This window comes from Moraxella sp. CTOTU46711 (genome assembly GCF_031975715.1).
In the GTDB taxonomy this organism is placed as follows: domain Bacteria; phylum Pseudomonadota; class Gammaproteobacteria; order Pseudomonadales; family Moraxellaceae; genus Faucicola.
On the sequence record NZ_DALYMP010000002.1, the window covers coordinates 124008 to 144707 of the forward strand.

The 20700-nt window shown below is 43.0% G+C and carries 16 protein-coding genes, 1 tRNA gene and 1 pseudogene; 5 read left to right on the plus strand and 13 right to left on the minus strand.

Features of this window, described 5'->3' with window-relative positions:
* Window positions 1-28 precede the first annotated feature (28 nt).
* From RTJ53_RS04425 to RTJ53_RS04480, 12 genes are all read right to left on the minus strand, one after another.
* Window positions 29-526, minus strand: coding sequence for a hypothetical protein (locus RTJ53_RS04425; RefSeq protein ID WP_312276022.1), 498 nt, complete (start codon window positions 524-526; stop codon window positions 29-31).
* Between the two features lie 44 nt (window positions 527-570).
* Window positions 571-1491, minus strand: a complete 921-nt coding sequence (locus RTJ53_RS04430) for a hydroxymethylglutaryl-CoA lyase (RefSeq protein WP_312276023.1) — start codon at window positions 1489-1491, stop codon at window positions 571-573.
* Window positions 1488-3584 carry an acetyl/propionyl/methylcrotonyl-CoA carboxylase subunit alpha gene (locus RTJ53_RS04435; RefSeq protein WP_312276215.1) on the minus strand — a complete coding sequence of 699 codons (2097 nt, stop codon included), beginning with the start codon at window positions 3582-3584 and terminating at the stop codon, window positions 1488-1490. Before RTJ53_RS04435 ends, RTJ53_RS04430 begins: the two co-directional genes overlap by 4 nt.
* A gap of 50 nt (window positions 3585-3634) precedes the next feature.
* Entirely contained in the window at window positions 3635-4396 is a 762-nt protein-coding gene (locus RTJ53_RS04440; protein WP_312276024.1) for a hypothetical protein, read from the minus strand.
* A gap of 30 nt (window positions 4397-4426) precedes the next feature.
* Entirely contained in the window at window positions 4427-5224 is a 798-nt protein-coding gene (locus RTJ53_RS04445) for an enoyl-CoA hydratase/isomerase family protein (protein ID WP_312276025.1), read from the minus strand.
* A gap of 101 nt (window positions 5225-5325) precedes the next feature.
* Entirely contained in the window at window positions 5326-6942 is a 1617-nt protein-coding gene (locus tag RTJ53_RS04450) for a carboxyl transferase domain-containing protein (protein WP_312276026.1), read from the minus strand.
* Between the two features lie 88 nt (window positions 6943-7030).
* Window positions 7031-8767, minus strand: a complete 1737-nt coding sequence (locus tag RTJ53_RS04455) for an AMP-binding protein (RefSeq protein WP_312276027.1) — start codon at window positions 8765-8767, stop codon at window positions 7031-7033.
* A gap of 420 nt (window positions 8768-9187) precedes the next feature.
* Complete coding sequence (locus tag RTJ53_RS04460) at window positions 9188-9583, minus strand: hypothetical protein (RefSeq protein WP_312276028.1); 396 nt, start codon at window positions 9581-9583, stop codon at window positions 9188-9190.
* 29 nt (window positions 9584-9612) lie between these two features.
* On the minus strand, window positions 9613-9978 hold the full coding sequence (locus RTJ53_RS04465) for a SirB2 family protein (RefSeq protein WP_312276029.1): 366 nt from the start codon (window positions 9976-9978) through the stop codon (window positions 9613-9615).
* Window positions 9979-10068: 90 nt separating this feature from the next.
* Complete coding sequence (locus RTJ53_RS04470) at window positions 10069-10404, minus strand: BolA family protein (RefSeq protein WP_312276030.1); 336 nt, start codon at window positions 10402-10404, stop codon at window positions 10069-10071.
* Window positions 10405-10607: 203 nt separating this feature from the next.
* Window positions 10608-11063 carry a DUF441 domain-containing protein gene (locus RTJ53_RS04475; protein WP_060996159.1) on the minus strand — a complete coding sequence of 152 codons (456 nt, stop codon included), beginning with the start codon at window positions 11061-11063 and terminating at the stop codon, window positions 10608-10610.
* A 277-nt stretch (window positions 11064-11340) separates the two neighbouring features.
* Complete coding sequence (locus RTJ53_RS04480; protein WP_409418135.1) at window positions 11341-12165, minus strand: M48 family metallopeptidase; 825 nt, start codon at window positions 12163-12165, stop codon at window positions 11341-11343.
* A 367-nt stretch (window positions 12166-12532) separates the two neighbouring features.
* Here RTJ53_RS04480 and RTJ53_RS04485 point away from each other — a divergent pair.
* Window positions 12533-12608, plus strand: a tRNA-Gly gene (locus RTJ53_RS04485).
* Between the two features lie 312 nt (window positions 12609-12920).
* On the opposite strand, the pseudogene RTJ53_RS04490 reads toward RTJ53_RS04485, so the two are convergent.
* Window positions 12921-13457 (minus strand): annotated as a pseudogene (locus RTJ53_RS04490) (IS5 family transposase); the annotation flags it as partial.
* 257 nt (window positions 13458-13714) lie between these two features.
* Between RTJ53_RS04490 and RTJ53_RS04495 the strand changes: the two are divergent.
* The 4 genes from RTJ53_RS04495 to RTJ53_RS04510 form a co-directional block, all read left to right on the plus strand.
* On the plus strand, window positions 13715-14596 hold the full coding sequence (locus RTJ53_RS04495) for an IS982 family transposase (protein ID WP_312276031.1): 882 nt from the start codon (window positions 13715-13717) through the stop codon (window positions 14594-14596).
* 303 nt (window positions 14597-14899) lie between these two features.
* On the plus strand, window positions 14900-18175 hold the full coding sequence (locus RTJ53_RS04500; RefSeq protein WP_312276032.1) for a helicase-related protein: 3276 nt from the start codon (window positions 14900-14902) through the stop codon (window positions 18173-18175).
* Between the two features lie 129 nt (window positions 18176-18304).
* Window positions 18305-19015: a DUF4391 domain-containing protein gene (locus RTJ53_RS04505; protein ID WP_312276033.1), complete on the plus strand. Its 711-nt coding sequence runs from the start codon at window positions 18305-18307 to the stop codon at window positions 19013-19015.
* A 13-nt stretch (window positions 19016-19028) separates the two neighbouring features.
* The coding region (locus RTJ53_RS04510) for an RNA-binding domain-containing protein (protein ID WP_312276034.1) at window positions 19029-20700 on the plus strand (1672 nt) is incomplete at its 3' end.

The following is a 20700-nucleotide window of genomic DNA, read 5'->3' on the forward strand; positions in this document are numbered from 1 at the left end:
TCGTTTAAGATATTTAATTTAATAATTGCTAAAAATTTTCAGTGCATTTAACTTCTTTTAAGTTGCCTTTTTTAATAACCTTGACTAACCTTGCGTCATCAATAGTTTCAGTTTCTGCCAAATCAGCTCGGTAGTTATTAATCTGAACCGTCATGGGTAAAGGGTCATAACATTTCTTAGTGTTAATCGACATATCTAACAATCTATACGTATTATTTTTGAATTCACCATTACTAAAGGTGAACCAAGCATTGCCTTCTCGACCGTCTGATTTCACGCGCGGGATTAATTTGCTTGAGGCACTGTCAGCGTGAAAACATAAAAAGCAAGGGGTTATATCATCTTCTGGATGAGTAAACTCAGCATTACCAGAAACAGTAACTGAACCTATATAATAATATAAACCATCCTTATTAGCCTTTTTTGGCGCTTTTAATGGTATTTGAGCGTTAGTCGTAAAACTAACCAATGACGCTGCGACCAGCAAGGTAATTGAAGCTGTAAACCTATGAGTTGAGTTAATCATAATCCGCCTTTAAAAAATGATGAGATAAATAAATGTAAGGTAACTTAACTAAGTCGTTTATTTAAAATTGCTGTTGCCACCTTTGAGCCATTTTGTCTGCCCAAAAACGCGCTGATTTTTTGTCCGACATCGACCAGTTTGTCGAGGTCAATGCCCGTTTCAATACCCATGCCATGTAGCAGATATACCACATCTTCAGTAGCGACATTGCCGGTTGCGCCTTTGGCATATGGACACCCGCCAAGCCCTGCCACCGAGGTATCAAACTGCCATACACCCATTTGTAATGCTGCTAAAGTATTGCTAAGCGCTTGACCATAGGTGTCGTGAAAATGCCCAGAGACATTGTCAACATCAATATAACGCAAGGCAGCATCCAACGCTTTTTGCACCTTGATGGGCGTGCCCACGCCGATAGTGTCAGCAATGCCAATATGTTCAGCGCCAATGGCAACGAGTTTTTCTGTCACATAGGCGATTTTATCGGCTGAAATATCCCCTTCATACGGGCAGCCCACGGTACAAGAGATGACACCGCGCACCTTGATACCATGCGCTTTAGCGGCGTCAGCCACGGGGGCAAAACGCTCGATACTCTCAGCGATGCTACAGTTGATATTTTTTTGGCTAAAGGCTTCACTCGCTGAGCCAAAAATCACTACTTCATAATTGGCAAATTGGTCACGGTGGGCAAGGGCGGCATCAAAGCCTTTCATATTGGGTGTGAGCACCGAATATACCACGTCATCGCGCTTGCTAATGCCATCTAATACGGCATCATTGTCCGCCATTTGTGGTACCCACTTTGGCGACACAAAGCTAGTGGCTTCAAGCTTGCGCACCCCTGCATCAATCAAGCCGTTAATCAACTCAATTTTGACGTCGCTGGGTACGGTTTGTTTTTCGTTTTGTAGTCCGTCTCTTGCGCCCACGTCGATGATTTTGACAAAGTTTGGATAGTTCATGATTGGCTGCCCGTATCAAGTTTTAATAGCTCATCGCCATCCGACACCAAATCCCCTGCTTTGAACAGCAACTCTGCCACCGTGCCATCAGCAGGGGCATTGATGGTATGCTCAATCTTCATCGCCTCAATCACTGCCAAGGCTTGACCTTTTTTCACTTCATCGCCCACATTGACCCGAAACGCCACCACTTGACCTGGCATGGGCGACTTGAGGCTACCACCATCTTGGGGCTCAATGCCCACATGCGCCATGCTATCGACCAAGGTGATGACATCGCTGGCATGATTTGAGAACACATATACTTGCTCATTGTGTCGCCATGCCTGCATCTGTTGGCGCTTGCCGGCTGTTGCTCCGTCACTTAGCCATAGGGTAAAAGTATCATCGGCAGTGGGCAAATAACGAACATCGCCTTGATAGATGGGCGTGACAACGTCCGCGCCTTGTTTTTCCGCTTTGGCAATGGCGTTAAGCGTTAGATGAAATGCTTGCCCCTGAACTTGCTCGTTAATTTGGCTGATAACCGCACGTAGAGGCTTATCGTGATACACCAAATCAAACGGACGCTCATAGTGGCTATACGCGCGCCATGCGTCGGTTTTGCTAAAAGGGTCGTGGTTTTGGGTTTGCGCTTCTTGGGCAAGCTCGTTGACAATCGCGGTTGCTACCAGCCAAGGTAATTCACCGCGCTGCTGACCAAACAGTACGTCTTTTTCACGTTCAATCAATGCAGTGTCAAGATTGGCATATTTGAACGAATCTGATTGCACCACGTGACGTAAAAACGCCACGTTGTTGGGCAGACCGACAATACGGGTTTCTGCTAAAGCTTGGTCTAGTTTGGCAAGCGCTTGCTCACGGGTTGGCGCATGGACGATGAGTTTGGCAATCATCGAGTCATAGTAAGGACTGATGACATCGCCTTCGCGTACCCCATCATCTATACGCACATCTGACACCCGAAACTCGCTGTGAGTTGGCGTGCGGTAAATATTTAGCGTACCTGTGGCGGGCAAGAAGTTGTTGTCTGGGTTTTCAGCATTGATACGCGCTTCAATCGCATGACCGTTGATGGTCAAGTCTGCTTGTTGTTTTGGTAACGGCTCGCCGCTAGCAACACGCAGTTGCCACTCGACAAGGTCAGTACCGGTAATGGCTTCAGTGACGGGGTGTTCTACTTGCAGACGGGTATTCATTTCCATAAAGTAGAAATTCATGCCGCCAAACTTATCTTCGGGTGAACACTCACGTTGCTCCACGATAAATTCAACCGTACCCGCCCCCACATAATTGACCGCTTTTGCCGCCGCTATCGCCGCTGCGCCCATCGCCTCCCGCATTGCCACGCTGACATCGGGGGCAGGGGCTTCTTCGAGCACTTTTTGGTGGCGGCGCTGTACCGAGCAATCACGCTCAAACAAATATACATAGTTGCCGTGGCTATCGCCGAAAACTTGAATTTCAATATGGCGGGGACGCAGGGCGTATTTTTCGATCAATACGCTATCATTGCCAAAGCTACTAATGGCTTCACGTTGACATGAGCCTAAGGCGTCAATAAAGTCTTCGGTTTTTTCAACTAACCGCATCCCTTTGCCGCCGCCACCAGAGCTGGCTTTGATTAGCACAGGGTAGCCAATTTTGTCGGCCTCGCTATGCAAAAACTCAGGGTCTTGGTTGGTGCCATGATACCCTGGAATGAGCGGTACGTTGGCAGCTTCCATCAAGCGTTTGGACTCGGCTTTAAGCCCCATGGCGGTGATGGCAGACGCAGGGGGACCGATAAACACCAAACCCGCATCCACGCACGCTTGGGCAAATTCGTCGTTTTCACTCAAAAACCCATAGCCAGGGTGAATCGCTTGTGCGCCTGTCTGCTTGGCAGCCTTCAAAATGCGCTCCCAACGCAGGTAGCTGTCTTTGGGCGCAGAACCGCCTATATAAATGGCTTCATCACACACGGCAATGTGCTTGGCAAAGCGGTCAGCGTCTGAATATACCGCAACGGTACGCACGCCCAGTTTTTTGGCGGTGGCTGCCACGCGGCAAGCAATCTCACCCCGGTTGGCTATTAAGATTTTTGAAAACATAGTCATAATTCCCTTATTTGTAAAATCCGTTGGCAAATTCTTTTTACCGATTATCGAATATATTTTTGAGCACTAGGTTTATAAGTCATTTGGTAATTTGATTTTTTGACCTTACCCTTTTTGACGTTATGATTATCGGGATAATCATGCTCAATAGCGTTAATTTGTATAGGGTAAAAACCGTTGATTGCCGATTTTTGGCTTAAAATCGTAAGCTTACTTTCATAAGAATCCCAACCATCACCGTTGCCTGAACAGTCGCTATCAAGGGGGTCAGCCATGAAAATGGCTTTGACTTGATTGCCGACTTGGGCATAAATATGCTTATTCACCTCAGTACAACCTGTCGAAGTATAGCCATATTCGCCATACCAGCCGAATTTGTCTGGTGCAATTTGTACCAATTTAAAATTACCTAGTTGCGAGCTTCCGTAAGCCCCATTCGTAATATAGGGTTGGGCTGCGGCTAGTTGCCACTGGTTATTGACTTGATTAAAAATGAATAACCCGCCAATACCTTCGGTTACATGCCCTGCATCTAACCCTGGTTCTGCATAATCACCATTGACCAATACATAAAGTTGGGATTTGCCATTCAATGTTTTGATTTCTGCGTTCGTTACTTTGGCACAATAATGAGTTTCATCATGAGAAAAAAATAAACAGTCATTTTGATATTGATTGCCATAGTATTTGGTTAAGGTTTGTTCAATGGCATTAACTGCATTAATTGGCAATTTGTCTTTGGCAAAGGCAGGTGTTGTTAAAGTTGAAATAACAATCATTGTAAGTGGGAAAAATAGTTCTTTCATGGTATGCCTTTAGCTTTTTTATCACATCAATTAATTGTTTAACCAGCTTGGTTTACGTTTCTGCAAGAATGACTGTACCCCTTCTTTACCCTCGGCGGATGCACGAATATCGGCAATGCCTGCAACGGTATTTTTGATTAACTGCTCATTAATCTCGGCATACGCCACGTCCTGCACCAGTTTTTTACAAACCTTAACAGCATTTGGGCTGGCGTTAACCAAGTGTTTGACCAAGTTATCAAGGCTTTGTGTAAACTCTTCTTCATCCACCCGCTCATGGATAAAACCGATTTTTTTGGCTTCTTTGGCATCAAATACTTCAGCCGTCAAAAAGTACCGATGCGCGGCTCTTGCACCCATCGCACGAATCACATACGGGCTAATGGTCGCAGGAATCAAGCCAAGTTTGACCTCACTTAAGCAAAAATTGGCGTTTTTGACGCTAATAGCGATATCACAAGCCGCCACAAGACCCATACCACCGGCATATACATCGCCTTGAATGGCAGCGACGGTGGGTTTTGGACAGTGATAGATGGTCGCTAGCATTTGCGCAAGCTTGCCTGCGTCTGCCAAGTTTTCATCGTGGCTATAATCCGCCATCGCACGCATCCAGTTTAGGTCTGCGCCGGCACAGAAGGCTTTGCCATTGGCAGTCAATACCACCGCACGCACTTCGTCTTGCGCAGCGCAAAATTGAAACACATCGGTCAGTTCTTGGATGACATCGTCATTAAAAGCATTGCGTTTGTCTGGGCGATTGAGGGTAATGGTCGCTACGTGCTGGTCAATGTCTAACAGTAAGCTATCATAAGTCGGTAATTTCATCGTGTTTTTCCTTTTTTGTTGGATAAAGTTGAAGCTTTTTTGATGCTTGCTCAATGGTGATAGAACAAACAACCAAGACTTCCGATTTTACACGCTGAAAATTACATTCTAAATACACCAAAGGTGGTGTCTTCAATCGGTGCGTTGTAAGCGGCACTTAAGCCCAGTGCCAATACTTGTCGGGTATCAGCTGGGTCAATCACGCCATCATCCCACAGTCTAGCCGAGGCATAATACGGATGACCTTGCTCATCAAATTGCTGACGCACTGGCGCTTTGAACGCTTCTTCGTCCTCGCTTGACCAGTGCTCACCTTTGGCATGGTATTGGCTGCGTTTGACCGTTGCTAATACCGACGCAGCTTGCTCGCCACCCATCACTGAGATACGCGCATTTGGCCACATCCACAAGAAACGTGGACTGTACGCACGACCACACATACCGTAGTTACCCGCGCCGAATGAGCCGCCGACAATCACAGTAAACTTCGGCACTTTAGCATTGGCAACCGCCATCACCATTTTGGCACCATGACGGGCAATCCCTTCATTTTCGTATTTGCGCCCCACCATAAAGCCTGTGATATTTTGCAGAAACACCAGCGGAATTTTACGTTTGCAGCATAGCTCGATAAAATGGGTGGCTTTTTGCGCTGATTCGCTAAATAAAATACCGTTGTTCGCGATAATACCCACTGGCATACCTTCAATATGCGCAAAACCACACACCAGCGTCGTGCCAAAACGGGCTTTAAACTCGTCAAATTCACTACCATCGACGATACGTGCGATGATTTCACGGATATCAAAGGGCTTACGGGTGTCAGTTGGGATGATGCCGTACAATTCTTTGGCGTCGTATTTGGGTGGACGCGGGGTTTTTTGCGCGGTAGCGTGGTGGATAGGCGTTTTTTGTTGGTTTAAATTGCCGACGATGTTGCGTGCCAGTGATAACGCGTGCAAATCGTTTTGGGCAAGGTGGTCAACCACACCTGACAGACGGGTATGCACATCGCCACCGCCTAAATCTTCGGCGGTCACTTCTTCACCTGTGGCAGCTTTGACCAGCGGCGGTCCGCCCAAAAAAATTGTCCCTTGATCTTTGACGATAATCGACTCGTCACTCATGGCGGGCACATAGGCGCCACCTGCAGTACAGCTACCCATGACGACGGCGATTTGGGGAATGCCTTCGGCGCTCATATTGGCTTGGTTAAAAAAGATACGACCAAAGTGGTCTTTATCTGGGAATACTTCATCTTGGTTGGGTAAGTTCGCGCCGCCAGAGTCTACCAAATAGATACATGGCAAGCGGTTTTCTCGCGCGATTTCTTGCGCTCGTAAATGTTTTTTGACCGTCATCGGGTAGTAAGTGCCGCCTTTGACGGTGGCATCGTTACACACAATCATACAGTCAATACCAGCGACGCGACCAATGCCAGCAATCACGCCTGCGGCAGGAATATCGGCATCATACATGCCATACGCTGCCATCGGTGAGACTTCCAAAAATGGCGTACCGGCATCTAGCAAGCGCTCGACACGTTCACGCGGCAATAGCTTACCCCGAGCCACATGTTTGGCGCGTGCAGCCGCTGAACCGCCCTGAGCAATGACCGCAAGCTTGGCTTTGAGGTCATCAACGATAGTTTGCATGGCAGCGGCATTGGCTTGAAATTCCGCGCCATTTGGGCTTAATTTACTTTGGATAACCGTCATTGTAAATCCTAATTCTGTCAAAGGGTGCAGCTAAATTGCTATCAGATGCCCTCTGTATTTATGTTAAGTTTTTGATGAAGTTGAAAATTTAGAGTCCCAATTCTTGTTTCATCGCTTCCACGATTTTGAATTTTTGAATTTTACCCGTGACGGTCATTGGGAACTCGTCGACAAACTTCATGTAAGTCGGCACTTTATAGTGCGCGATGTGATCTTTACAAAAATCGCGAATGTCTTGTTCGGTTAAGTTGCTGTCTTTTTTGGGGATAATCCAAGCGGCAAGGACTTCACCGAATTTCTTGTCGGGTACACCCACGATTTGGACGTCACGGATTTTTGGGTGGCGATATAGGTAGTTTTCGATTTCAACAGGGTAAATGTTTTCACCACCGCGAATCACCATATCTTTACTACGCCCGACGATTTTGACATAACCTTCTTCGTCCATGGTTGCCAAGTCACCGGTATACATCCAGCCATCGACAATGGCTTCGGCCGTTTTATTGGTGTCATTCCAATAGCCGAGCATGATTGAGTAACCTTTGGTACACAGCTCACCTGTCTCACCGATGCCAAGCGTTTCGCCTGTTTCTGGGTTGACGATTTTGACTTCTAGGTTTGGTTGTACCAGACCGACGGTTGAGACTTGTTTTTCAAGTGGCGTGTGCTGGTTGGTTTGACAAGATACGGGCGATGTTTCGGTCATGCCATAGGCAATGGTGACTTCTTTCATGTGCATTTGGTCAATCACGCGGCGCATGACCTCAATCGGACAGCTTGAGCCTGCCATGATGCCGGTACGCAAAGTCGATAAGTCATAATTGGCAAAGTCCGGGTGGTCAAGCTCGGCGATAAACATAGTCGGGACACCATGCAGACCTGTACATTGTTCTTTTTGCACGGTTTCAAGTACAGTGATGGGGTCAAAGCCATCATTGGGATACACAATCGTGCCACCGTGGGTCAAAATGGCAAGGTTGCCCAGTACCATTCCAAAACAGTGGTAGAGCGGGACAGGGATACACAGACGGTCATCGGCAGAGAGGTTCATGGCTTCACCGATGAAATAACCGTTGTTCAAAATATTGCGGTGGGTAAGCGTCGCGCCTTTGGGCGTGCCTGTGGTGCCACTGGTAAATTGGATATTGATGGGGTTATTGGGGTTGAGCTTTTTGGCACGTTCCGCCACTGCCGGATCATCGGCATCGCCTTCGGCAATCCACGCCGAGAATTTTTGCATATAGCTAAAATCCTCAGTGGACTCTGGGCTGTCAATCCAGATGACACGTTTGAGATTGGGTAATTGCACGAGCTCTAAATTTTGGTAGCTTTGGTGACGCGCTTCAGGTGCAAGCTCTTGAAGCATCACCGCGTAGTCGCTAGATCTGAAGTGGCGCATCAATACTAGCACTTGGCAGTCGACTTTGTTGATGGCGTATTCAAGCTCAAAGATACGATACGCGGGGTTGATGTTGACCAGTATGATACCGGCTTTGGCAGTCGCCAATTGCATGATGACCCATTCAACGTTGTTGTGTGACCAAATACCCACGCGATCACCTTTTTGCAGACCCATACGAATCATGCTGCTGGCTAGCTGATTGACTTTACGCTGTAGTTCGCGGTAGGTGAGCCGAATGTTTTGGTGAGCGGAAACTAAGGCGTCTTTATCGGGGTTTTGTTCCACCATCTGATCAAAAAAATCACCAATGGTCAATTCTATCAGTGGTGTGACAGGGCCTTTATCATAGCTTTGGGTCAGTGGGGCGTTGGCAGATTTCGCACCCATTACGATGCGTGGCAGGGTTAGCACGTCTTTGGTCATGGTAGCATCCTTACTATCGTGTTTTTCTATCGTTTTTTTTGGTGTGTTTACTAAAGGTATTGACGAAAGCTAATGAAAACCTCGTGCTTAACTAAGTAAAAAATTTTACCCACTGATTAATACCTAAGTATTCCTTGACTTAAAGTATTGTTATAACACTCATTTTAATTCATTTTTTTAAAATTTTTACCGTGTTTAATCATCAATATGTGACATATTAATCAATAAATTATGGACTTGTCAATCTAAAACGAGACAATCTTTATCGAAATAAAAATTATCTTTAGGTTAAAAAAATATTCAATAAGTATTCAATGACACTTACTACCTCTAACCCAGCCAATGATTTGGCTCACCATAAAAAAACCCATCTCACTATGAAAGATGGGTTCTATACTCAACAGGGTAAAATGGGATAAATTATTTTTCGCTATAGAGTTTGATGCCGGTAGCAAAGGGGCATTGTTTTAAACGAGCGGCTTGTAGCATCGCATCACGTTGTCCCATAGCAATCGATAGATTATGACGGTTGCCGCCATTGATTGAGCCTAAACCGACACTCACGGTAGGATAAATACCATGGCGATTGCCCGATACGCCAATCCCAATGCCTGAAGCTTGCAAGCCCGTGCGCTGGTTGGCATTGGCATCAATGTATTGATTGACGCGTGTGTATTCATTGGCAAGCGCAACACAGTCATAGCTTTGGTAATTGTTGGCGGATACGTATTTAGGGGTAGGCGTGGTCATACACCCTGTCAAGCCTGCCGTAGTGGCAGCCGCTAAAAGTATCGAGATAGCTAATTTTTTCATCATCCTACTCCCTTATGCTAACTGCTTCAGCCTTAAAATAGGTTGAGCGGTTTAACAAACGCCAGCGTCAAAATACCCATATAGGCAATAAAAGCAATCAACATACCTATTTTGGCTTGATTGGGCGTAGTCGTCTGGCGCGTGGCTTTGACAGTCGCTGAAATGGCAACAATGAGTAACACAATCTTGGCAATCAACCAGTGCGGCACTATACCTGCGCCAAACAATGGCATCGCCGTCACCGCGCCTGTTAAAATCACCAAGGCATACATCAAGTGTGCGCCGATTTTGGCAGATTTTGGTAAGCTTTGTCCTTTTGGTGCGGTAAATACCAACACGGCTTGCCACAAGAATAAGGCAATTAAAATCAATGCCATCAGCATATGTGCATGTTTCATACATCAACCTTTTTTATAATAATATAGCGTAAATTAACTCAAGAGGTCTGTGGTTTTAGCTTATGTTGACACTCTTTTTTTATCTCTATGTTACCTTGCGTTTTGTCCCGCGCAATTGGGACTTTCAGGAGATTGTCCAACCGCTTGCCATTCTGCTTGTGTATAAGCATGGATTGAAAACGCGTGAATTTGCCCACCGCCTAGTGACAGTAATGTATGAATGAGTCCATACACCAACTGATGACGCTGTACCAAGCGTTTGCCTGCAAATGCCTCACTGACAATAGTCAATTTAAAATGGGTTTCTTTGCCTTCAAAATAGCCAGCATGGCGCATTGACTCGTTTTCTAGCTGATAAACACTGGGCTGTAACGTTTGCAAACGCGCTGTTACGGCATCGGCAATCGGGGTAGCAAGTTGACTCATGTCGTCCTCGGTTCACTGATTTTATTCATCAAAAATGGGTAGCCAATGACAAACCTAACTGGTCACCACTTACCGCATTTTAGCCATTTTAGCATAGTTTTAAGGTAGCCTAATCTATCAAATTGGCTCGACTGGCAAAAATAATCTTGTGTCAATACCGCTCAAATTTTCTCTATGTTTGATGACTCACTAGCTTCTATGATTCACTTGGACCAATATAGCAAGGATAAAATCCCCGCCGCAATTAACGGACCCACCGCCACCCCGCGAAACAATACCACCCCTGCTACTGTGCCAATCATCAGCCCCGTGACCACGTTGGGGTCAACTTTCATTAAGTTCACCCCTCTTGCGCCCAGCCAAGTCACCAGCAATCCCACGGCGATGGCCAATAATGAGCGCCAACTGGCAAAAGAGGTCATCAAGGCTTTGCTACTCACTTGTTCGGAGGCGATGGGCGCAATGACGGCAATGGTGAGCAGCAAAATACCCAAGTTGAGCCCATATTGCTGGATATAAGAAAAGATAGGTTGGTTGTGGGGTAAAAACTTGATGATAATCAGCGCAGTCGCACTGACCCAAATCGTGGGATTGTGCACAAAGATACCGCAGCCCAAAATGACGAACAAGACTAGCAAATTAATATCAAGCTGATTCATGAATTTACCCTATAACTGTGACTAAACGCTTATTATGCCACTGACGATGCCGCTGTGCTGTTGAGATATTTAAAAAACTTCAATCAATCGGTTTTTTGACAACTTGTTAGGCTTGCTAGATAAGTTGATGGGTAGGTCAATTGTTAAGTAAATTGATGGGTAATGGATTATTTTGGATAAGCAAACTTTTAATCAACCCCTTATTTTGATCACTAAATTTGCTCACTAAAAAAGCCAATATCAGCTAGATATTGGCTTATAAAATACAAATTTAAAATTAACGGTAACGGCTTTGTTGGTATAACGGCATCACACGTGGCAATAATGATTGAATGGTGGCAATACGTGTTGAGCTCACCGGGTGGGTACTTAAAAACTGAGGTGGTTCGCCGCGACCGCTCGCACTCTGCATTTTACGCCATAGGCTAATTGCTGCATTAGGGTCATAACCTGCCCGTGCCATCAACTCTAGCCCCATCAAATCAGCTTCCGTTTCTTGGGTGCGGCTATTGGGACGAGAAATACCCAAATCCCCAGCTAAGCCTGCTAACTGTGCCTGACCTTGAGATAAACCTAATACACTTGCGGCAATACCAATCCCTGTTTGGGTCGCCACCTCACGCGATAGACGCTCACGGGTATGCTCGCGTAATGCATGCGCCATCTCATGACCCATGACCGCAGCAATCTCAGCATCGGTTAGACTCAAGCGATCAATAATTCCTGAGTAAAAGACAATTTTACCCCCTGGTAATACGTGCGCATTGAGCTCATTACTTTTAATGACATGCACTTCCCAAGACCATTGTCTTGCATCGCTGCGATAGGCGCCTGTCTGCGCAATTAGACGTTGAGAAATTTTCTTTAAACGTGCCAACTGGGCAGGATTGGTATCAAGCAGACCTTTGGCACGGGCGGCGGCAATTTCTTGTTGAAAAGCTTGATTTGAAAGTTGTTGCACCTGCTGATTGGATACTACCAACAACTGATTACGGTCAACGCCAATCGCCCCAGTATCAGTGGTGGTCGAGCAACCGGTGGCACCTACCGCAATGACCGATGCCGCCAAACTTGACATCATAAGTTTTTGTGAAATTTTCATCTTATTGTTATCTCCAAATACAGCAAAAAGGACCAAGAGAAATATTAGGTTTAGACGCATTATAGCGAAGTCATTAAAAAACAATCTGCTGAGATTTGCAGTAATTGCGTAACAATAAATACGTGGTGTGTTTCAGAGTGTGATGAAATAGGCTAATAACTATAGGTAGAAAGGAAAAAATTAATACAAGAATAAAGAGTCAAAAAAGCTACTTTCCAATAAAACCCAGTAAAAACAGTTAAATTTAAAAAAAACGTATTTTTTTGAATTTTTTTTGCAAAAATGCTTGACGCGGTGTCAAAAATCTTTATAATACGCATCCACAACGACGCAACAAACATTCAAAATTGCTAGTTGACCACCTAATGCGGGAATAGCTCAGTTGGTAGAGCACGACCTTGCCAAGGTCGGGGTCGCGAGTTCGAATCTCGTTTCCCGCTCCAAATTCAAGAAAGCCACTTTATAGCAAAGTGGCTTTTTTATTGCTTTAAAATCAGCAAGTTAGATAATCTATTTTATTTAATTAGTACTCATTTGCTGTGACCCCGTTTTGTCACTAAGGCACATAAAAAAATCTTTGTGCCATAATTGTGCCTTAAATGTGCCATGGTTATTTTTCGACCAATCCGAAATCTGACTACAACCTTGATTTTTTTATTTAGATTGGCTTAACAGGGTTGCTTTCTGATAAATAAACTATGAGCTCATTGGTCATGCTTTTCAAACTTATCTCGAAGATAAATTAAGGCATGTCCCTAATTCACTTGAGCTTGGATTATTAAGCAAGCAAGGTAAATCATCGACTTAAAATTACGAGCTAATTTCTCATATTTCGTGGCCATACTACGAAACTGCTTTAACCTTGTAAACGTACTTTCTACTAAATGTCTGAGCTTGTATAAATAACTATCCAAATTGGGATTTGGCTGTTTGGCATTCTTGCATGTTGGTACGACAGTTGTCATATTCTCTCCTCTTACCTTGTCTCTTATGCTATCTGAATCATAGCCTTTATCAGTAATCAAATATTTTCCAGTTTCAACCCGTCCAATTAACTCTGGTGCAAGTTGACTGTCTTGAATTTCTTCTTCAGTGACTTTAAAATTGAGCAGATATCCATCGGCACCACAACATAAATGGATTTTTGTAGTTCGTCCACCATGGCCTTGTCCAATTGGTTTATCAAAGCCCGCCCTAGCTCCACTTGCATGCTGATGACACCGTATGTAGCTTCCGTCACGGTACGAGTGTTTGTAGTGATGTAACACCCATTCTACGTCAAGGTATGCTCTACCTGCTCCCATAGTTCATCTGTCAGTGCGATTCATGCCATTTTTTCCTATACTAAATCCTATGAATCTAGGTGTGTTTGGCACTTTTTATTTACTTTTTGAAGTAAGGATATAGCCTAGTGAAAAATAAAATTATTTACCGTAAAGCTTTAAATCAACCCCAATTCGGGATAAGCGCTCAAAAAAAGATAAAAAAAGAAGCCCAAAATTGCTAAAGTGAGTTTACCAAGACAAACTTCACAACAAGGACTTCTTACATGGACAACCTAACCGAACTATACTGCCATATTGACGACTTTTATCAGCAATTCAAACCTGAGTTTGACGCTCATTTAATCGCAACGGGACACCAAAGGTTAAGAGCATGCCAGATAAGTGTAGCAGAGATGATGACCATCTTGGTACTGTTTCATCAACTGCGGTATCGACAGTTTAAGGCGTTTTACTACCATCACATGCTTGGCATGATGAAACGGGAGTTTCCAAATCTGCCGAGCTACTCGCGATTTATAGAGCTTGTGCCGCGCAGTATCATACCACTGTGCAGCTACTTGCAAAGCATGATGGGCGACTGTACGGGTATCAGCTATATTGATTCAACCAAGATAGCAGTTTGTCATAACAAGCGTATCTACCGTCACAAAGTCTTTGAGAGTATGGCGCAAAGAGGTAAAGGTAGTATGGGCTGGTTCTATGGCTTTAAGCTGCACGCCATTATCAATCATAAGGGCGAGCTTGTATCTGTTAAAGTCACTGCGGGCAATACGGATGACAGAGTGCCTGTTAAGGATATGGCAACGCCTGTGTTTGGCAAGGTGTTTGGGGATAGAGGCTATATCAGTAAAGCCCTAAACGAGTGGCTCACAAAACACAGTGATACCACGTTGATAACCAAACTTCGGCGTAATATGAAACCCCAATTACTCAAGCCGATGGATGAGGCACTACTCAATCATCGCTCTTTGGTTGAAACGGTGTTTGGAGAGCTTAAAAACTTGTGCCAAATCGAACACTCACGCCATCGTAGTGTCACGGGGTTTATCACAAACTTGCTGTCAGGTTTAATTGCTTATTGCTGGTTTCCCTATAAGCCCACCATCAAAAACATGCCTCAGCAGGGACGGGTAGTAACATTGTAAATAGTATCAATGAGTTATAATGTGGCTTATCCCGAACTGGGGTTAAATCAGCATTTTAGCTACATTGGAAAGAATAATTACCTGTCGTATGTGTTTCAATTGGCTCGTATTCATAATTCGGTTGAGGAGAAAAGGCAAGTGAGTGGGAATTGGAATAATATGAGTAATTATCTAAATGAGCGCCAGTTATAAACTTATATAATTTAGAAACACGACATTAAATTTTTTTGAATTTTACATTGACTTACACCCTAAAACCTTAATAAGCTCAATAAAATCCAATTAAATAAACTCAGATTATTTATGAAACTTATCGATAACATCAATAGCACTTTGGGAATAGATATTGGCAAGAATCTTAATAATCAATCTAAACTCAAAATTGCTGCTTCCTATTTTTCAATTTACGCTTATGCGGCCTTAAAACAAGAATTAGAAAAAGTTGATTCCCTTCAATTTGTATTTACATCACCCACATTTATTACGGAAGATGTAACCGAAAAACTCAAAAAGGAAAAACGAGAGTTTATTATTCCAAAAATTGATCGTGAAAGTAGCCTATATGGTACCGAGTTTGAAATTCATCTAAAAAACCAATTATCACAAAAGGCAATCGCTAAAGAATGTGCTGATTGGATAAGACGAAAAGCGATATTTAAATCAAACACTAGTAGTGCACCTATGCAGGAATTTATTAGTATTCAACAACCCGAGACATCTCTGACATACATGCCAATTCAAGGTTTTACCCCAACAGGTTTGGGCTTTGAAAAGGGCAATGCCATATCTAACATGGTTAATTGCTTTGATGAGCAATCTACGTCACAAACTTTTATCCAGCTTTTCAATCGGATTTGGCATGATCCGACCAAAGTAGAAGACGTTACTAGCCAAATCGTGCAGCATATCGAGTCTGTATATCAGGAGAATCCACCTGAACGAATTTATTTCTTAATGCTCTATAATATCTTCAAGGATTTTTTGGAGGATATCAGCACGGATGTCATACCCAATGACTTAACTGGCTACCAAGATACGGTAGTATGGAATAAGTTATTCAATTTTCAAAAAGATGCCGCTTTTGGAATTATCAATAAATTAGAAACTTATAATGGCTGTATTTTGGCAGACAGTGTCGGTCTGGGTAAAACATTCACCGCATTGGCTGTGATTAAATATTATGAGCTACGTAATAAAAGCGTATTGGTACTTTGCCCTAAGAAATTGGGGGCAAACTGGACCAACTATAATGCCAACTTAGTCACCAATATTTTTGCCAACGATCGCTTTAGTTATGATGTCCTTTATCATACTGACCTATCTCGAAACAATGGTGAAACGTTAGGGATTGATTTGGCGAAAATTAATTGGTGTAACTACGACTTAATCGTTATCGATGAATCGCATAATTTTCGTAACCGTGGTACGTATAAGGAACGAGAATCGCGTTATGATCGTTTAATGAACAAGGTCATTCGTCAAGGAGTAAAAACCAAGGTGTTGATGTTATCAGCGACGCCTGTAAATAATCATTTTACGGATCTCAAAAATCAGCTAGCCCTGGCATACGAAGGCAATGCAGACTTTATAGAAAGTAAACTTGACACTGAGCGCGATATTGAGACTATCTTTCGTAGGGCACAAGCAAGTTTCAATACTTGGGCAAAGCTAGAACCTGAAGAACGTACAACCCAAGCAATCCTAAACTTGCTTGATTTTGACTTTTTTAAACTGCTTGATAGTGTGACAATTGCTAGATCGCGCAAACATATCCAGACATTCTATGACACTACAGCTATTGGACAGTTTCCTACGCGTCTTAAACCCCTATCATATCGCACTCCCTTATCCAATGATAAACAGGCTGTAACGCTCAACCGAATTTATGCAGAGCTGTCATTAATTAAAATGGCGGTCTATGCGCCTGTCACGTATATTTTCCCTAGCGCCTTGCGTAAATATGAGGAGATTTTTGATACTTTGGTTGAAGGAAAAGGGCGACTGAAGCAGGTTGATCGTGAGCGCAGTCTGCAAGCATTAATGACGGTCAATCTGCTTAAGCGTCTTGAAAGCTCAATCCATGCATTTAGATTAACGCTAACTTTTTTAGAGAAAAACATCAGCAATGTGATTGCGAAAATTGATGATTTTGATGCGCGTGCGGCAGATGACGAAGTAAGTATTGCGCCTTTGATGGGCTATGATCAAGATGAGAACGGCGAACTGCTTAATCCAGAAGACTTAATTGGCAATAAGTTGAAAATTCATTTGGCGGATATGGATCGCTTATCTTGGAGAATGGATCTTGATGGTGATCGAGAAATCATCAAAGGGTTGTTACGGATGATTGCTACGATTGACACTAAGAATGATGCTAAGCTACAACACGTTAAAAGTCATATCATTGAGAAGCTACAGCATCCCATTAATCCCGGTAATCACAAAGTAATTATATTTACCGCCTTTGCGGATACCGCTAATTATCTATATGAAAACATTGCTCCTTTTTTATTGGAGAACTATGGATTGCATAGTGCCAAAATTACAGGCAACGATAATACGTCTACCATCAAAACCCGCGTTAAGAGTCGACAGAGCTATGATATGCAGGGCTTATTAACTTTGTTCTCACCAAAATCGAAACAAAAACAAGATATTTTTCCAGAAGAATCTCGGGAGATTGATATTCTGATTGCGACTGACTGTATTTCAGAAGGTCAGAACTTACAAGATTGTGATTATCTCATTAACTTTGATATTCACTGGAACCCGGTACGTATCATCCAGCGTTTTGGACGGGTAGACCGCATTGGTTCATCAAACAGTGTGATTCAATTGGTAAATTATTGGCCAGATATCAGTCTTGACGATTATATCAATCTAAGAGAGCGGGTGGAAAATCGCATGGTTATTGTCGATATGACCAGTACAGGGGATGATAATGTCTTAAGTGCACAAGCTAACGATATGGCATATCGACGTGAGCAGCTGCAAAAGCTACAAAATGAGGTGCTAGACCTAGAAGACGCCAATACAGGTGTGTCTATTACGGACTTGGGGCTTAATGATTTTCGTATGGATTTATTAGGGTATTTAGAAGTGCATGAGGAACTAAAACGTCTACCGAATGGGCTGCATACCGTAGTACCCGCACAGCCAGAAATTGGCTTAGAAGCAGGAGTTATATTTACATTAAGAGCAAGAAACCCCCAGATGGCAGGTAATCAAGCCAATCGTTTGTATCCGTATTACTTGGTGTATATCAATCAAAGTGGCGATGTGGTATATGATTACACCCAAGCCAAATATCTGCTGGATGTCGCTCGTAAAGCCTGTCGTGGCATAGACCAACCCATACCAAAAGCGTATGAGTCTTTTAACCGCAAAACCGATGATGGACGAAACATGGGACAGTATTCGGCATTATTGGATATTGTGATTCATTCGATTCAGCTGCTAAAAGATGAGAAAGATATTGATAGCTTATTTTCAGGACTGTCGACGACTGCCTTGGTGGATATGGTATCTGGGCTTAATGACTTTGAATTGATTAGCTTCATCGTGATTGAGGGCAATTAGATAGCGATAGTCTCTTGTTCCCAGTGTTAGTCTTAACTAACAGATAACTATTATGATAAAAAGTCATATCCAATGAATTTCTTTATAGGGTATTTGCACAAGTTTTCTATATAACTAAGGAAGTTACCCATGCTATATCACTATCCGTCAACGGCTAAAGTGGATAAAATTATTCCAAAAAATAAGTTATACCAACGAGGCAGTGCCAATCACCGTATCGAACGCTTGTTTGTGGAGCAAGTGGAAAGTATCCGATGGGCGTATAAGCTCTCACCGCATACGATTAATCTAAACGATAGCGAGACAATTAAAGAAATCCAAATTTTTAGTATCGTCAGTCGTGTTGAAAGGCTAGATACGAAAGTTTTGCAGTTTATCGATAAATTGATACCATCACCGATTATCTTTGAGATTGTCTTTGAAGATAAAATCAAAGTCATCGCAAACTATAAACGTCAAAGCCAAGCAGACAGCCAAAAATTCGTCCTAGGCAAATACTACGCAACTGATTGGCAGGATCTAACACAGCGTGAAGATTTGCCGATTGTATTTGGAATCGCGGATTTGTATGAGTATTTTATTGAGCAGTTACTCCTTTCTACGAATCAAGCGTCGTCAGGTGTTTTATTATCAAAAAGTGTTGATAATATCTCCCCACAGTCACAAGGAACTAATAGCATTGAAGATAAAATTGCCCATGCCGAAAAAGTTGCACTGCTTACCAAACAAATCAATGAGTTACAAAAACGCATTTATAAAGAAAAACAGTTTAATCGCCAAGTGGAGATGAACTTGCATTCACAAACGCTACAGAAACAGTTAAACGAGTTGTTAAAATAATCTTGGAAAACCTATGAGTATAAGTCAAATTATTCAGCAAATTACAGAAAATAGCCTGTCAGAACTTCAAGAAAGTGTCGATATTGAATGTAAACTTGCTGGCGGAAAAGATGGTAAAGGAGAATTACCTAATAGTTTTTGGGATAGCTATAGTGCGTTTGCTAATACCAATGGCGGTGTGATTATACTTGGGGTCAAGGAAATTAAAAAAAACAACAAGTTTGAAGTAGCCGGTATTGAACGAGTTCATCAAATCAAGAATGATATTTTTAAGACAATCAATAATAAGAATAAAGTTAGTTATAACTTACTTACCGATAGCAACATTTTTGAATGGGATATTCAAGGAAAGATGGTCTTATTAGTTTCTGTCCCTAGGGCAACTCGTAAGCAACAACCTATATTTTTAGATGCGAATCCTTTTGGTAATACATTTATTAGGCAGCACGAGGGTGATTTTAGATTACCTGATGAACAAGTCAAAAGGTTAATTGCCGAACAGGTCAAAGATAGCCTAGATAGTGATATTTTGCCCAATTTTTCGTTATCAGATTTAGATTTGACGTCTCTACAAACGTATCGCCAACGCTTTACTAACTTTAACCCTACGTCGCCTTGGAATGATGACGATAACCAAAGTTTTTTAACTAAAATAGGTGGATATGGCAAAAATCGTGAGACAGGGGAACAAGGACTAACAAAAGCTGGGCTATTGATGTTCGGACATCAAGAAGCTATTTATGAAATTTTTCCAGAGTATATGTTAGATTACCAAGAGCGAGAATCTGATGATGATACAGTTCGCTGGATAGATAGAATCGTACCTGATGGGAATTGGAGTGGCAATCTATTCGATTTTTACCGTAAAGTATCGGCTAAACTTCCCCAAGACCTTAAAATTCCTTTTAAGTTAAAAAATGGTGAACGGCAGGATGATACCCCCATTCATAAAGCTATCCGTGAAGCCTTGGTAAATTCATTGGTTCACGCGGACTATAGTGACCGTGCATCAGTCAAGATTGTAAAATACACCAATCACTTCTATTTTCGTAATCCTGGTCTAATGCGTGTGCCTATTGAGATATCCTTACAAGGCGGTGAATCAGATTGCCGTAATCGTAACTTACATAAGATGTTTCGATTTATTAATGCAGGTGAGCAGGCAGGTTCGGGGATTCCACAGATTTTAGCAGGTTGGCGAGCTTGTCATTGGCAACTGCCGTCTTTGTATGAGAAACGAGAGCCGAATTATCAAACGGTGCTTGAATTGAGTATGAATGACTTGTTTCCAAACGATGTCATGCAATATCTAAACAATGAATATGGCAAAGAATTCTCAGCTCTCAGCACTGATGAGCAGGCTATCTTAGCGACTATCTATCTTGAGAATGAAGCCAATCATCAACGCCTAAAAACTCTATTACCTAATCATCCTGCTGATATCACCAAAATGTTACAGCACTTGGTAAAGCAAGGTATGCTGGTATCAACAGGTGGAAGATGGGCAATTTATAGTCTGGCGCGCGAGAATAGCCTAGCAGGTAATGACCAAGCCTTGACAGGTGCAAGCACTGGTAATAACGTTTCTAGCTACCCTAATAATGACCTAAGCACTGGGATTAACGAGCCGAGCACTGGGATTAACGAGCCGAGCACTGGGATTAACGAGCCGAGCACTGGGATTA